General features: G+C 71.7%; 5 protein-coding genes. 3 read left to right on the forward strand and 2 right to left on the reverse strand.

What is annotated here, in order from left to right; all coding sequences use genetic code 11:
• Nucleotides 1-106 precede the first annotated feature (106 nt).
• Together OIK44_RS02445 and OIK44_RS02450 are read left to right on the forward strand one after the other, a co-directional pair.
• Nucleotides 107-11,377 carry a filamentous hemagglutinin family protein gene (locus OIK44_RS02445; protein ID WP_273669074.1) on the forward strand — a complete coding sequence of 3,757 codons (11,271 nt, stop codon included), beginning with the start codon at nucleotides 107-109 and terminating at the stop codon, nucleotides 11,375-11,377.
• A gap of 98 nt (nucleotides 11,378-11,475) precedes the next feature.
• The gene (locus tag OIK44_RS02450) at nucleotides 11,476-12,882 is read left to right on the forward strand and encodes a hypothetical protein (RefSeq protein WP_273669076.1); all 1,407 of its coding nucleotides are present in this window, start codon (nucleotides 11,476-11,478) and stop codon (nucleotides 12,880-12,882) included.
• 8 nt (nucleotides 12,883-12,890) lie between these two features.
• On the opposite strand, the gene OIK44_RS02455 is transcribed toward OIK44_RS02450, so the two are convergent.
• Together OIK44_RS02455 and OIK44_RS02460 are read right to left on the reverse strand one after the other, a co-directional pair.
• Entirely contained in the window at nucleotides 12,891-13,493 is a 603-nt protein-coding gene (locus OIK44_RS02455; RefSeq protein WP_273669077.1) for a hypothetical protein, read from the reverse strand.
• A 73-nt stretch (nucleotides 13,494-13,566) separates the two neighbouring features.
• On the reverse strand, nucleotides 13,567-14,505 hold the full coding sequence (locus OIK44_RS02460) for a LysR family transcriptional regulator (RefSeq protein ID WP_273669078.1): 939 nt from the start codon (nucleotides 14,503-14,505) through the stop codon (nucleotides 13,567-13,569).
• A 112-nt stretch (nucleotides 14,506-14,617) separates the two neighbouring features.
• Between OIK44_RS02460 and OIK44_RS02465 the strand changes: the two genes are divergently transcribed.
• The gene (locus OIK44_RS02465) at nucleotides 14,618-15,625 is read left to right on the forward strand and encodes a DMT family transporter (RefSeq protein ID WP_273669079.1); all 1,008 of its coding nucleotides are present in this window, start codon (nucleotides 14,618-14,620) and stop codon (nucleotides 15,623-15,625) included.
• The last annotated feature ends 10 nt before the right edge of the window (nucleotides 15,626-15,635 follow it).

Here is a 15,635-nt window from a genome sequence, read left to right on the forward strand (position 1 = left end):
GCCCCGGCCGCCCCTGCTTCCCCATCGACGCCCGCTTGCGCGGCGCGGCCGGCGGCCGGCTGTCGTGCCTTCTCCTCTGTCCAATTCGATTTCAGGAAAACCCGCCATGACACGCTTACCGATACGCCCGCGACCGCGCACCGCCCCGGCTCCCGTTCCGACACCACTGGCCGCCGCCGTGGCGACCTTGATGCTGCTGGGCGGGGTCGCCGCGCCGGTCCAGGCGCAGCAGGCTTTCAGCGCGGCGTGGTTCGCGGCCAAGGGCGGCGTGCAACAGGCCGCCGCGGCGAGTGGCAGGCTGCCCAACGGCCAGCCGCTGGCGCCGGCGGCGCCGCTGCCGGGGCAGCCCCGTGCCGGCGAGCAGGCCGAGCGCGCCGTCAACAATCTGCACCTGGCGGCCCGCGCCATCGTCGCCCAGCAGGCGGCGCAGGCGGCGGCCCGCCAACTGGCCCTGAACGGGCCGTCCGGCATTCCCGACGGCCTGGCCGAAGGCGGCCTGAAGGTCGACAGCAACAGCCTGAGCGCCGGCTGGCTCAACGCCAAGGCGCCGGTGCAGACGACGGCGGGCGGCAAGACCGAGGTGAGCATCGAGCAGACGGCGGAGAAGGCGATTCTGAACTGGGAGCGTTTCAACGTCGGCCGCGATACGACGCTGCGTTTCGACCAGCGCGGCGGCGCCAAGGCCGGCGGCGGCAATAGCTGGATCGCGCTGAACCGCATCAACGACCCCAGCGGCAAACCCAGCCAGATCGCCGGGCAGATCAAGGCCGACGGCGCCGTCTACCTGATCAACCGCAACGGCATCATCTTCACCGGCAGCAGCCAGATCAACACCGCCACGCTGGTGGCCAGCTCGCTGAGCCTGTCGGACAAGCAGTTCCAGCGCGGCATCAACAATCCGAACGTGGTGCCGTTCGCCGGCGGCAGCAGCCCGGTGATCCCGCAGTTCGGCGACTTCACGGCGCGCGTCCCGGACGTCTTCGGCGACTCCGGATTCAAGCCCGGCAGCGGCGGCGCGCCCGACGGCATGGGCCGGGTCGAGCGCTTCGTGCCCGGCGCGGCGCCGGGCGAGGTCAGGACCGAGGCGGGCGCGCGCCTGGAGACGGCGGCCGGCGGCAAGCTGATGCTGTTCGCGCCGAAGGTGCGCAACGCCGGCTATCTGGCGGCGCCGGACGGCCAGGTGATCCTCGCCGCCGGCGAAAACGTCTACCTGAAGACGTCGCCGCTGAACGACGCCAACGGCGTGCGCGGCCTGGATGTGGCGGTGTCGGCCACGCCCGGCTGGATGTTCAGCAGCGACCACGTGGCCGGCGCGCTCGGCCTGGTCCCCGTGTACGCGGACGCCGCCTACGTCGCCGGCGTGCGCGACGTGGTGCTGCCGGAGATGGCGGCGCGCGCGCTTGCCATCGGCTACGAGGTCGACAACAGCGGCACCGTGCGCGCCGAGCGCGGCAACATCACCCTGCAGGGCCGCGACGTCAGGCAAAACGGCGCGCTGCTGTCGACGACGGCGCTGAACAACCGCAGCGGCTCGATCCTGATGCGCGCCTGGGGGCTGGGCACGCACGCCGTCTCGGGCGAAACCGACGAGCTGCAAAACTGGCTGGCCGGCACGCTGACGCTGGGCCGCGGCAGCGTCACGCAAATCCTGCCCGACGCCGCCGACCGCAGCGAAATCGAGGCTTCCTCGCTGGCCACCCGCTACCAGGCCGGCGCCGTCGGCCTGTACGGGCAGTTGATCGATTTCAAACCGACGGCCGGCGTGCTGGTGCCGGCCGGCCGCATCAATGTGGAATCGGCCGTGAACCCGCTGTTCACCCAGGTGCCGTGGTACAAGCCGGGCAGCTTGGGCGACGCCAGCCGCGTCTACGTCGACAGCGACGCCTTCCTGAGCGTGGCGGGCTTGCGCGACGTGCAACTGGCGATGGCGCGCAACTTCATCGAGGCCGACTTGCGCATCAACGAATTGCGCGACTCGCCGCTGCAGCGCGACTCCTGGCTGCGCGGCCAGAAGGTGGTGGTCGACCGGCGCGCCGGCGGCGTCTTCGACGGCGGGCCGATGGCCGGCGTGCAGTGGCTGCTGCAGGCCGACGGCAAGTACGCGGCGGGCCGCTGGGCCGGCACGCCGCTGGCCGACGTCAGCGGCTGGATCGGCGTCGGCAAGACGGACTTGCAGGAGCTCTCCACCAACGCCGGCAAGATCACGCTGCGCGCCGGCGGCGCCGTGATCACGCGGGCCGGTTCGCAGCTCGACGTGTCGGGCGGCTCGGTGCGCTACGCCGACGGCCTGAACACCAGCACCAAGCTGCTCGGCGCGGACGGCCGCGTGGTCGGCATCGACCAGGCGATGCCGGACCTGGCCTATGTCGGCATCGCCGGCCGCCACGTCGAGCGCCACGCGCGCTGGGGCGTGGCGCAGACCTGGCGCAATCCGCTGATCGGCGGCGACCGCCTGGAGGCCGGCTACACGGAGGGCCGCAAGGCCGGCGCCGTGCAGATTTTCTCGGGCCAGGCGCTGGTGCTGGAGGGCGATTTCTGGGGCGGCGCCGTGGTCGGCGAGCGGCAGCGGCAACAGCCGGCGCAGAAGCAGGGCGGCCGGCTGGAACTGGGCAACGGCGTGCGCGACGACCGGCCGTGGGCGCCCGGGCAGGTGCTCATCAGCCACGACCCGCAGCGCCTGGCGGCCGGCTTCGACGCCGGCAGCGCGCTGGGCGAGGCTTTCTTCGTGCTGCCGCGGCCGGAAACGGGGCAGAGCCGGCCGGCCAAACGCAGCTATTTGTCCGACGCGATGCTGAACCGCTCCGGCATGGGCGAGGTCGTCATCAACCTGAGCGGCGACTTCGTGCTGGAGGCGGGCGCGGCGCTGGAGTTGGCGCCGGGCGCCGCCTTCACGGTGACGGGCGGCGAGGGTTCGATGGTCGACATGGCCGTCAACGGCAGCATCCGCAGCGCCGGCGGCACGATCGCCTTCGAGACGATCAACGGCCGCGTGGCGGTGGGCGCCGGCAGCCGGCTCGACGCCGGCGGCCAGTGGCTCAACGTCTGGCGCGACGGCGCGGCGCCGGCCGCGTGGAACGCCGGCGGCGGCGCGATCACGCTGGGCGCCGGCACGCTGGCCATCGCGGCGGACGCCGTGCTGGACGTGTCGGGCGGCGGCCGGGTCGAGCGCAGCGGCGCCGGCAAGGCCAGGCTGCGGGCCGGCGACGCCGGTTCGATCAGCCTGGCCGGCCTGGGCGCCGGCACCCGGCTGGGCCAGCTGGATCTGCGCGGCCACGCCGCCGGGTCCGCCGGCCGGCTGGTGCTGGAGAGCGCGGTGTCGGTGCAAATCGGCGGGCGCGGCGCGGCGCCGGGCGTGTTGTCGCTGCCGGCCACCCTGTTCGGCGAGCGCGGCTTCGGCGACGTCACCGTCAAGCTGAGCGGCGCCGGCACGATAGGCGTGCCCGACGACGCGCTGGTTCAGCAACTGCCCGCCAGCGTCGATCTGGCCGCCGTCGACTACCGCGCCATCGCCAGCGGCGAGCGGCTGGCCGGGCACGCGCCGACGGCCGTGCTGGCGGCCGACGCGCGCCTGGCGCGCCGGCCCGCCAGCCTGACGCTGAGCGCGCCGGGCGGCGCCATCGACATCGGCGCCGGGGCGCGGGTGGAGACGGACACGGGCGGCCGGCTGAGCCTGAACCTGAGCGCGCCGGGCACGCTCACGGTGCGCGGCACGCTGGAGGCGCCGGCCGGCCGCATCGAGCTGAGCACGCCCGGCGCGCTGCTGCTGGACGCGGACGCGCAATTGCTGGCGCGCGGCGCGCCGGTGCTGGCCGCCGACGCGTCCGGCCGGCTGGGCGGCAAAGTGCTGGCCGGCGGCGAGGTGCTCCTCAAGGGCGCCCAGTCGCTGCGGCTGGAAGCGGGCGCCATCGTCGACGTCTCCGGGGCCTATGGCGAGGTCGACATGGCGGACGGCGACGGCCGCCCCGGCACGCTGGTCCCGCGCAGGGTGGGCCTGGCCAGCGACGGCGGCAGCGTGACGCTGCAGGGCGGCGCCAGCGGCAGCATGCACGTCGCGGCCACGCTGCGCGGTTACGCCGGCGGCGCCGGCGCGGCGGGCGGGCGCCTGACGGTCAGCGACATCAGCGCCGGCGCGGCCGGCGGCGCCGGCGGCGTCGCCTTCCCCTCCAAGTTGTACTGGCGCGACCCGGTCAGCGGCCAGGTCAAGAGCGAGCGTCCCACGAAGATACTCGACCTGGACCTGTTCAACGAGTACGGCAGCGCCGCCATGCCGCTGAGCAGCGAACTCCGCTATGCCTTGATGGGCCTGCCCGCCAGCGCCGCCACCGGCATGGAAATCGTCGCCGACCTCGACGGGGCATCCGGGGCGGCGCTGCTCAAGCCGTGGGAAGTCGACGCTAGCATCGACCCGGTGGCCGTGCAACTGCTGCTCAAGAATTTCTGGACCGACGCGGCGCTCAGCAAGCGCCTGGCCATCGCCGACATCCGGGCCCTGCCTTCCTCGCGCATTCTGGAGCGCTCGCTGTCGGGCGGCGGTTTCGGCACGCTGACGCTGCAGGCCGACAAGGGCATCACGCTGGGCAGCGGCGTCCACGTGCGGGCGCTGGGCGAACTGAACATCGCCACGGCCCGGCTGTCGAACGGCGGCAGCGGCGGCAGCGCCCGCCTGACGGCGCCGCACCTGACGCTGCAGCAGCCCGTGTATGCGCCGACGCCGTGGGGCGCGGCGGCCGCGCTGGGCGGCACGCTGACGCTGGCGGCGCAAGTGATCGACGTGCAGCGCGGCGGCGACGAGCCCGGCGCGGGCCGGCGCGGCACCCGCATCGGCGGCTTCGACCGCACGGTGCTGGACGCCGGCAGCATCCGCCTGGGCGGCGCGCTGCCGGCGCAGCTCGGCCTGGGCAGCCAGTTCCAGGTCAACCTGGACGTCGACGGGCAATTGCTGCTGCGGGCGGGGCAGGTGTCGCCGGACACGGCCATGACGGCCGTGCTGCGCGCCGGCCGTGCCATTGTCGTCGAAGGTTGCGGCGCGGCGGCCGCGGCGCCGCTGTCGGCCGGCGGCACGCTGCGCCTGGAGGCGCCGCATATCGAACAGGGCGGCGTGCTGCGGGCGCCGTTCGGGCGCATCGAACTGCTCGCCGGCGAGCGCCTGGTGCTGGGCGCCGGCAGCCTGACGTCGGTGTCGGGCGCCGGCCTGGCCGTGCCGTATGGCAGCCTGGGCAACAACGAGCACTGGCTCGATCCGACCCGGCCGATCGACGGCGCCAATCCGGCCGGCACGGCGCTGGCGGCCTTGCCGGAGAAGCGCATCACGCTGAAGGCGCCGGACGTGGCGCTGGGCGCCGGCGCGGTGGTCGACATCGCCGGCGGCGGCGACCTGCACGCGGCCGAATTCGTGCCGGGGCCGGGCGGCTCGCACGATTTGCTGGCGACGCCAGGCATGCAGGCGATCCTGCCGGGCGCCGGGCTGGCGCCGGCCGGCGGCGCGCCCGCCGGCGCGCGGGTCTGGCTGGCCGGCGGCCCCGGCCTGGCGGCCGGCTGGTACACGCTGCTGCCGGCCTGCTATGCGCTGCTGCCCGGCGCCTTCGCCGTGTACAGCAGCGGCAAGAGCTGGGCCGGCGCGGCGGCGGGCGCCGTCGCCGGCGCCGACGGCAGCCTGCTCATGGCCGGCAAGGGCGGCAACGCCTACGCCGGCTCGCAGGACGCCGTCGCCACGGCGTGGCGCGTCATGCCGGGCAAGACGCTGCGCCGCTACACGCAGTACAACGAAGCCTTCGCCAACGACTTCTTCGGCTCCGAGAGCTTCAAGCTCAGCCAGTACCGCCTGAACGGCCAGAGCAGCGTCACGCCGCGCCTGGCGCGCGACGGCGGCGCCGTGGTCTTCGACGCCGCGCAAAACCTGCTGCTCAACGGCACGCTGCGCTCGCAGGCCGGCGCCGGCGGCCGCGGCGGCCTGGTCGACATCGCCGGACAGCGCATCGCCATCGTCGGCGCCGGCCAGGACGCCGGCACGCTGCGCGCGGACGGCTATCTGCTGATCGACGCGGCCAGCCTGACGAACTTCGGCGCCGGCAGCCTGCTGGTGGGCGGCACCCGCAAGGGCGACCCGCGGGGCTTGCAACTGAGCGTGACGGCTTCCGACATCGTCGTGCGCAACGGCGCCGGCTCGGCGCTGAGCGGCGCCGAGATCATCCTGGCGGCCAGCGAAAAAATCGCCATCGAGGCGGGCAGCGTCGTCAAGGCGCAGGGCGGCGCGGCGGGCGGCGCCGGCGACCTGGTGGTGGCGCCGCAGCGGGCGGCCGTCTACGACACCAGGGACACGCCGGAGCAGGACGACGATGTGCTGGTGGCGCCGGCGCGCGACTGGGGCGCGCTGCTGCGCGTGGCCAACGGCGACGCCGTCAAGGTGATCCGCCAGAACGTCGACAGCGCCGGCGGCGGGGTGGTCAACATCGGCGCCGGCGCCGTCGTCGACGGCGGCGCGGCGCTGCTGATCGACGCCACGCGGACGACGGAGCTGGCGGCGTCGGCGCGGCTGTCGGCCGCCAGCCTGTCGGTGGCGGCGGGACGCATCGGCTTCGGCGGCGGCAGCGGCGGCCTGCTGCTGGACACGGCGACGCTGGCGCAACTGGCCGACGCCAAGCATCTGACGCTGCGCAGCTATTCCAGCTTCGACTTCTACCGTCCGCTGGACCTGGGCGCGGCCGGGCTGGCCTCGGTGACCTTCGACGGCGGCGCCTTCGTCGGCCACGGCGCCGGCGACATCCGCGTCAAGGGCGCCACGATCGCGCTGGAAAACAGCGCCGGCCCGGTCGCCGCCGGCGGCGCCGGCGCCGGCCGCCTGACGCTGGACGCCGACACGCTGGTGCTGGGCGCGGGGCAGAAGCGCTTCGCCGGCTTCGATGCCGTCGAACTGGGCGGGCGGGCGCGCATCGTCGGCCGGGGCGCGGGCGGCATCGACGCCGGCGCCGCCGCGCTGACGCTGACGACGCCGCTGCTGACGGGGCAGGGCAGCGCGGCCCAGAGCATCGTCACGCAGGGGCTGTTGCAGGTGAAGGCGGCGGCGGGCGCGGCGCCGGCCGAGCGCGACTTGCAGGACAGCCTGGGCGCGCGCCTGAGCCTGAGCGGCGCCAGCGTGCTGTTCGGCGGCCGCGCCGTCGCCCTGGGCGGCAGCGTCGAGCTCAGCGCCACGGCCGGCGGCGTGCTGCTGGGCGAGGGCGCGCAGATCGACGTGGGCGGCTTCGCCAGGCAGTTCTTCGACGCGGCCGCGTATGCCGACGCCGGGCGCATCAGCCTGACGGCGGCGGGCGGCGACGTGCGCCTGGACGGCGGCAGCAAACTGAATCTGGCGGCGCACCGGGACGGCGGCAGCGCCGGCACGCTGGCGCTGGCCGCGACGGGCGGCGGCAGCGTGGTCTTGAACGGCAGCATCGCGGCCCAGGCCGGCAGCGGCGGCAAGGCCGGCGCCTTCGCGCTGGACATCGACGCCTTGCCCGATTTCGCCGGACTCGGCCAGCGCCTGAACGCGGCCGGTTTCAGTCGTTCGCGGCAGTTCCGCATCCACCGCGGCGACGTGCTGCTGGACGGCGCCATCGAGGTGCAGGACTTCGGCCTGACGGCCGACCGCGGCCATGTGACGGTGACGGGCAAGGTCGACGCCCGCTCCGCCTACGGCGGCAGCATCCGCATCACCGGCGGCAACGGCGTGGCCATGCGCGACGGCGCCCAGTTGCTGGCCGGCGCCAACGGCGAACGGGGCCTGGGCGGCGGGCGCGTCACGTTGGAGGCCGCCGGCGGGCGGCTCGACGTGCAGGGCGGCGTCGTCGACGTGGCCGGCGGCGACGGCGGCAGCGTGCGGCTGCGCGCGGCGCGCAACGGCGACGCCGACATCGCCGTGGACCGGCTGAACCTGCGGGTGCTGGGCGCCCGCTCGGCCGTGCTGGAGGGCGTGCGCGTGTATACGAGCGCCTCGGTCGACGCCGTCAAGGCGGACGCCGTGCGCGACGCCGGCGCCTTCATGGGCAATGCCGGCGCCATGGCGGCGCGCCTGGGCAACTCGCTGGCCATCATGCCCGGCATCGTCATCCAGAGCGACGCCGACCTGGCGATGGCCGGCGACTGGAATCTGTTCAGCGACTTCGCCGGCGCCCGCGAGGGCAGCCTGAGCCTGCGCGCCGGCGGCAATTTGCGCTTGGGCGGCCATTTGAGCGACGGCTTCAACAGCGCCGGCCGCGACGGCGTGCTGCAGGACGCGGCCTCGTGGAACCTGCGCCTGGTGGCCGGCGCCGACATGGGCTCGGCCCAGGTGCTGGCGCTCAAGCCGCTGGCGGCCCAGGCCGGCGGCGGCGCCATCGTCGTCGGCGGCGCCGGCGCGGGAACGCTGGTGCGCACCGGCACGGGCGACATCGAGGTGCGCGCCGGCCGCGACCTGACGCTGGCGCACAAGGAGTCGGTGATCTACACGGCCGGGCGCAAGGACTTGTCGCAGTGGAGCGATTTCACGACGGCCCGGGCGGACGCCGTGTACGGCGCCGGCGGCGGCAATCTGGACATCGCCGCGCAGGGCAGCATCGAGGCGCAAGTCTCGGGCCAGCGCTTCACGCAGTGGTTGAACCGCCAGGGCAACGTCAACGGCGAATTCTATTTTGGCGCCTACACCCGCCGCGGCGAGCCGGCGGGGCCGGAACAGTCGAGCTGGTGGATCAATCCGGGCGCCTTCCAGCAGGGCGTGGCCGCGCTGGGCGGCGGCAACGTGACGGTCACGGCGGGAGGCGACCTGGGCAACCTGGTGGTGGCGCTGCCGACGACGATGCGCATGCGCGGCGGCCGCGCGGCGGACGAGGCGATGACGATGGAGCTGCGCAACGGCGGCGCCATGACGGTGGAGGCGGGCGGCGCCATCCGCGGCGGCCAGTATTATGTGGCGCGCGGCGAGGGCAGCATCCGCGCCGGCGAAACGCGGGACGGGCATGCGGTGTCGATCAGCACGCCGCTGGAGGGGCCGCACAGGTTCACGGTGGCGCCCGTGCTGGCGCTGGGCGACGCCACGCTGAGCCTGCGCACGGCCGGCGACCTGCGCCTGCAGTCGGTGGTCGATCCCCTGCTGGTGCGCTACGGCGACGACGGCAGCGGCGAGCTGGCCAGCGGCGACTACGGCGCCTACATGAGCGGCTATACCGGGCGCAGCGCGCTGACGCTGGCCTCCACCGGCGGCGACGTGGTGCTGGTCAACCAGGCCGACTTCATTTTCCGCGACCTGTACATGTCCGGCGCCGGCGAGGCGGAGAACCGCTTGATCGGCCTGGGCGGCAACCGCTACCCGGCGCGCACGCACGCCGTGGCGATGAACGGCGGGCTGGAGATCCAGGGGCCGATGTATGTGATGCCGGCCGCCAGCAACGACCTGCAACTGCTGGCGCGCCGCGACGTGCGCTTCAACAGCCAGAACGTCGAGGCGCTGAAGAATCTGGCCGACTACCGCACCGTGAACGTGCCGTATGCGCAGGTGGTGATGGCGCACGCGACGCCGGACATGGTGCCGTCGGCGTATGCGCCGGCCGGCGGCGACGGCTACCAGCATCGGGTCTTCCTCAACGAACTGCTGATCAACGAGATTTCGCCGAATTTGTACGTCAGCCCGGCCGACAACGCCTACTACCAGCGCGTCGGCAACCCGCGCGTGCTGGCGCTGGCCGGCGACTTCCAGCCCAGCCGCATCTACGCGGCGCAGGGTTCCATCCTGGGCGTGGACATGCGCGCCAGCGAGTCGACCTGGTTGCGCGCCGGCACCGACATCCGCGGCATGCGCATCGACGCCCGCAACCTGCGCGCCAGCGACACGACGCTGCTGGAGGCCGGCAACGATATTGTCGCGCTGAGCCCGGTCCGCGGCCGCCACAGCGCCGTGGCGGATGGCAGCGGCAGCATCACCGTGCAGGGGCCGGGCACGCTGACGCTGTCGGCGGGGCGCGACGTCTACGCCGACAACCTGAAGATCCAGACGCTGGGCCGGCAGCGCTACAACGAGGCGGACAACCGCCCGATCGCCGGCACCGAGGTCAAGGGCTTGCCGGAGCAGGGCGCGGCGATCACGGTGATGGCCGGCATGAACCAGGCGCCGTCCTACGCCGCCTTCGCCGGCGCCTACCTCGACCCGGCCAGGGTGGCGGCCATGCCCGATTACCTGAAGAGCACGGCGGCCGACGGCACGGTGCTGCCGCTGTACCTGCTCGACCGCGTGGAAACCCGTCCGGACGGCAGGGAAAAAATCGTCAGCCGGGGCCTGGCCTCGTACATGAAGGAGATCGGCGGCGAGACGCTGGCGCCGCTGGAAGCCTGGGCGCGCTTCCAGGCGCTGCCGGCGCCGGCTCAGCAGCAATTCCTGCGCCAGGTCTACCTGCTGGAACTGCGCGAGGCGGGGCGCGACCAGAACGAGGCGGGCGCCGACGGCATGCCGCGCAACGGCGGCTACAACCGCGGTTACGCGGCCATCGGCAGCCTGTTCCCGGGCGATAAGTGGAAGGGCAATGTCGCCGCCAACACCCTGATGCTGCGCACCATGGCGGGCGGCGACATCAACGTGCTGACGCCGGGCGGCGGCCTGCAGGTGGCCGCGCTGGGGGCCGCCGTGCCGGCCGGCCACGGCCTGGTGACGCTGGCTTCCGGGCACATCAATGTGTTCGCCAAGGACGACGTGGTGGTGAACCGCTCGCGCATCCTGTCCTTCGTGCCGGCGGCGTCGGCGCGCGGCAGCGACCAGATCATCTGGTCCAGCGCCGGCGGCATCGACGCCGGCCGGGGCGCCAAGACGGTGCGCGTGCCGTCGGCGCCGGAGCTGCGCACCGATTTCGACGGCAACACGGTGGTGCGCGAGCAGTCGGACATGAGCGGCAGCGGCATCGGCACCGTCGGCGACGGCGACGTCGACCTGATCGCGCCGCGCGGCACGGTGAACGCGGGCGACGCCGGCGTGCGCGTCGCCGGCAATCTGAACATCGCGGCCCTGCAGGTGCTCAACGCCGGCAACATCCAGGTGAAGGGCGAGTCGAAGGGCGTGCCGGTGCTGGCCGCCGTCAACGTCGGCGCGCTCAGCAACGCCAGCGCGGCCGCCGCGCAGGCCGGCGCGGCGGCGCAGGACGAGCTGCGCCGCGAGCGGGCCGCGGCGCGCCAGGCGCTGCCGTCCATCTTCACCGTGCGCGTGACGGGCTTCGGCGGCGAGGCGGCGGAGGGGGGCGCGGACGGGCCGGCGAAAACCGGGGCGGGCGCCGAACCGCCCGGCTACAAGCCGCACAGCGTCATCCGCGTGCTCGGCGCCGGCGCGCTGCCCGAGTCGGCGCGCCAGCAGCTGACGCCCGCCGAAAGGGGGCAGCTCGACCTGTAAAGGCACGTAACTGTTGCGAAATCGCAAGCCTTGGCATGGCGGCTTTGCTGTAATGAATGTCGGGATGGCTGGGCCGTTCATTTACCGGGAGGTTTGCCATGAATGCAGGGAAAACTGCGGTTTGTCTGGCGTTCGCCGCCGCGCTATTGCCGGCGCGGGTGTGGACCCAGGAGAAGGCTGCACCGGCGCCGGCCGGCCTGGCTAGCAGTTACATGCCGGTCGACATACACGAGGATGTCGACGTGACGATGGCGCGCATGATGGCGGCCCGGGCGGGGCTGATGCGGCGCCAGCTGGACTTGCTGGGCGAACGCTACGACCTGGCCGACCGGCCGGCGCCCGGCGTCACCATGTTTCGCGGCAAGCCGGTGCAGCAAGCCGTGCGGGTCCGGCTGCCCAAGGGCCTGAGCTGGGAGCAACTTGACGCGCTGAGCCCGGAAGACATCCGCGAGCGCAACTTGTTTCCCGGCGGCTTTTTGCCGCTGCCCCATCCGAACCATCCGGAAGGGGGCATGCTGTTTCCGCAGTTCCACATCGACGAAATCAAGCGGCAGGAGGGGCGCGATCTGAACCGCTTCGACCTGGCCTTCGACCTGCCCGCGCATTTCCTGCCCGAGTTTCCGGCGCCGATATTCCTGACGACGCGGCCCGAGCTGGGTGACGTCTCGCAGGGCAAGTTGCTGACGATAGATAATTTTCACGGCCTGTTCAACGGCGTGTTGAACCCCAAGCAACTGGAAGGCTTGCGCCTGCTGCTGACGCCGTTTCCGCAGCAACAATTCAACCAGACCGAAGACCGCCGCTCGGCCCGTCCCAGCCGCGGCGTCACTTGTTTCGACTGCCACGCCAACGGCCACAGCAACGGCGCCACCCACCTGGCCGGCGATGCGCGGCCGCAGTCGGCGCGCCACCGCATCGACACGCCGACGCTGCGCGGGGTCAATGTGCAGCGCCTGTTCGGTTCGCAGCGGGCCTTGAAAAGCGTCGAGGACTTCACGGAATTCGAGCAGCGCGCCGCCTACTTCGACGGCGACCCGGTGATCGCCACGAAGAAGGGCGTCAACCCCTTGGAACGGGGCAGCCAGGTGCATTTCATGGCCGAGTTCCAGGCCATCCTGGACTTTCCGCCGGCGCCCAAGCTGGCCGTCGGCGGCAAGCTCGACCCGAAAAAAGCCACGGAAAGCGAGCTGCGCGGCCAAAGCCTCTTCTTCGGCAAGGCCCAATGCGCGAGCTGCCACGCGCCGCCCTACTACAGCGACAATCTGATGCACAATTTGCAGACCGAGCGCTTCTACAAGCCGCGCCTGATCAACGGCATCATGGCCGTGGGCGACGGGCCGATCAAGACCTTTCAGCTACGCGGCATCAAGGAATCGCCGCCCTACCTGCACGACGGCCGGCTGCTGACGCTGGAAGACACGGTCGAATTCTTCAACCTCATCCTTGAAACCAAGCTCAGCGGCAAAGAGAAAACCGACCTGGTCGCCTTCCTGCGTACCCTGTGAGCGCCGGCTTATTTCTTCGTGTAGTACTCGTCCACGACGTATGAGTTGGTCGCCGGAATCAGCAAGAAGAATTCATTGCTGCGGGTGTAGAGGCCACCCTTTATTACTTTGCCCTCTTGAATGCCCTGGTCATCCACGCAGATGCCGCTGCCGTCCTTGAATGCGATGCAATGCTGGGCAACGCCATGGTTCACCCCGGCCGTCACGGCGGGGCCGGAGATGGTTCTCTTAAAGGGCGCTACGGTTACGGAAACATTATCAAACTTGATCGGGGTGGCTTGCCCATTGGGCGACAACACGACGTTCGCATTCGTTGTGCCCGTGTGCGAAATTTGGTTGTCTTGACTTTCGAGGCTGGTAGCGACAATTGCGCCGGTGCATCCGACCTCATCATAATATTGCGTTTTGGCGCTGGCCGACAGCGTGCCGTTGGACGCCAGCGTCATGGTGAGCGAGAATTGTTGATGGCCGTCGCATTGCTCTACCCATGTGCCCGCATAGATGGCCAGTGCCGGCGCCGATGTGCCGGGTGTATCCGAAGCCGATGAACCGCCACCGCCGCAACCAGCCAACAGGGCCAACGTTGCGGAAAGTGCTACTAAGTTTTTCATGTGTGTTTTCCAGTCAAACGGCAAGCAAAAGTGCCGATTGGCAATATTATACTTTATGTCATTGCGTGGAAATCTATCCCATTTTCCCTATGACGTTCGGAAAGATTGCACGGAAATCGTGGTCTGTCCCCGGCTGGGGCGCGCTGGCTTGGGCGATGTCGAGGAAGGCGAGGGTGGCCGGGCTGCTCTGGTGCAGGGCGCGCACGGCCAGGCCGACGCGGCGCGTGACGGCCGGCGCCAGCGGCAGTTTGACGAGCTCGGGGTAGTTGCGCGCCAGGCGGTCCGGCAGCGCCAGTTCGGCGACGATGGAGACGCCGATGCCGCGCTCGACCATGCCGAGGATGGTGATGACTTGGGCGATCCGGTAGCGCACTTGCGGCGTCAGCCCGGCCGTCGTGAAGAGCGGTTCGATGAGGGCCGCGCAACCGGCTTCGGACATGATGAAGGGCGTCTCGCACAGCTCGGCCAGCGTGACGGCGGCGCGCCCGGCCAGCGGGTGGGCGCGCGGCAGCAGCGCCATCATCTGGTCTTGCACCAGCGGCACGGTGTGGAAGCGCTCCTCGGGCAGCACGACGAAGCCGACGTCGACGCGCCGGTCGAGTATCCATTGCGTCACTTCGTGGTCGGCGCCCTCGTCGACGCGCACTTCGATGCCGGGGTAGCGGCGCTGGTAGGCGTCGAGGATGGCCGGCAGCAGCTTCAGCGAGGAGGTCGGTCCGAACGAGCCGATGCGCAGCGTGCCGCGGCGCTGGCCGCGCGCGTCGGCCACGTCCTGGCGCATGGCCTCGGACAGGCCGAGGATTTCGCGCGTGCGCAGCAGCAGCTGGCGGCCGATTTCCGTCAGTTCGACGCTGCTCTGCTGGCGCACCAGCAGTTCGACGCCCAGTTCCCGTTCCAGTCCCTTGAGGGCGTGCGAGACGGCCGACTGGCTGATGGCCAGTTTCGCGGCGGCGGCCGTGAAGCCCCGCAGTTCGGCGACGAGGGCGAATATTTCCAGTTGGGTGAAGGTCATCGGGGCTGGTTGTTGTATGAGTGTTTGCTCATTTTTATATGAGCTTCCATTAGTATTAATATATAGCTGCGCGGGCTTCCGCGCAAGCCACCCCGACGTTCAGGATACGACTATGACGACTTCCGCCTTGCCCACTTCCACGCCTGCGCCCTTCACGGCCGTGCTCGCCCCGGCCGCGCCGCCCGTTGCGGCGCTGGTGTATATCAAGCTGGTGCTGGTGACCCTGTTCTGGGGCGGCACCTTCATCGCCGGGCGCATCGTCGCGCAGTCGCTGCCGGCGTTGACGGCGGCCAGCGGGCGCTTCGCCGTCGCGGCGCTGCTGTTGCTGCCGCTGGCCTGGAAGCTGGAGGGCGGCCTGCCGCGCCTGGACAGGCGGCAGTTGGCGACGACGGCGGCGCTGGGCTTTTCCGGGATTTTCCTCTACAACCTGTGCTTCCTGGCGGCGCTGGCGCGCATGCCGGCCGGGCGCACGGCGCTGTTCGTCGCGCTGAACCCGATTGTGACGGCGCTGGCCTCGGCCCTGCTGTTCCGCGAGCGCCTGGGCCGCGCCAAATGGCTGGGCATCGCCGTGGCCTTCGCCGGCGCGGCGGTGGTGATCACGCGCGGCGACCCGCTGGCGGCGCTGCATGACATCGGGCAGTCCGTCGGCGCCGGCGAGTTGCTGATGTTTTGCGCCATTTCCAGTTGGGCCGCCTACACCTTGATCGGCCGCGCCGCGCTGAAGGGGCTGTCGCCGATCGCCGCCACCACCTACGCGACCTTGTGGGGGCTGGCGCTGCTGCTGTGCGGCGCCGCGTTCGAGTTCCCCTCCATCCGCTGGGCCAGCTTCGGCTGGCAGGTGTGGGCCTCGATCGCCTACCTGGGCGTGTTCGGCACGGTGCTCGGCTTTGTCTGGTACTACGAGGGTGTCAAGGCGATAGGGCCGTCGCGCACGGCCGTGTTCAATAATCTGGTGCCGGTGTTCGGCGTGACGCTGGCGGCGCTGTTGCTCGGCGAGCCGGTGCTGCTGTCGATGCTGCTGGGCGGCGCGCTGGCCACCGCCGGGGTGTTTTTGACGAACCGGCCGGCGCCCGCTAGCGCTTGTGGCCGGTGCGCCGCAGACGCGCATGGCGGTGATTAAATCTGTTGCT

It is taken from the genome of Janthinobacterium fluminis, assembly GCF_028595325.1.
Lineage (GTDB): Bacteria > Pseudomonadota > Gammaproteobacteria > Burkholderiales > Burkholderiaceae_D > Janthinobacterium > Janthinobacterium fluminis.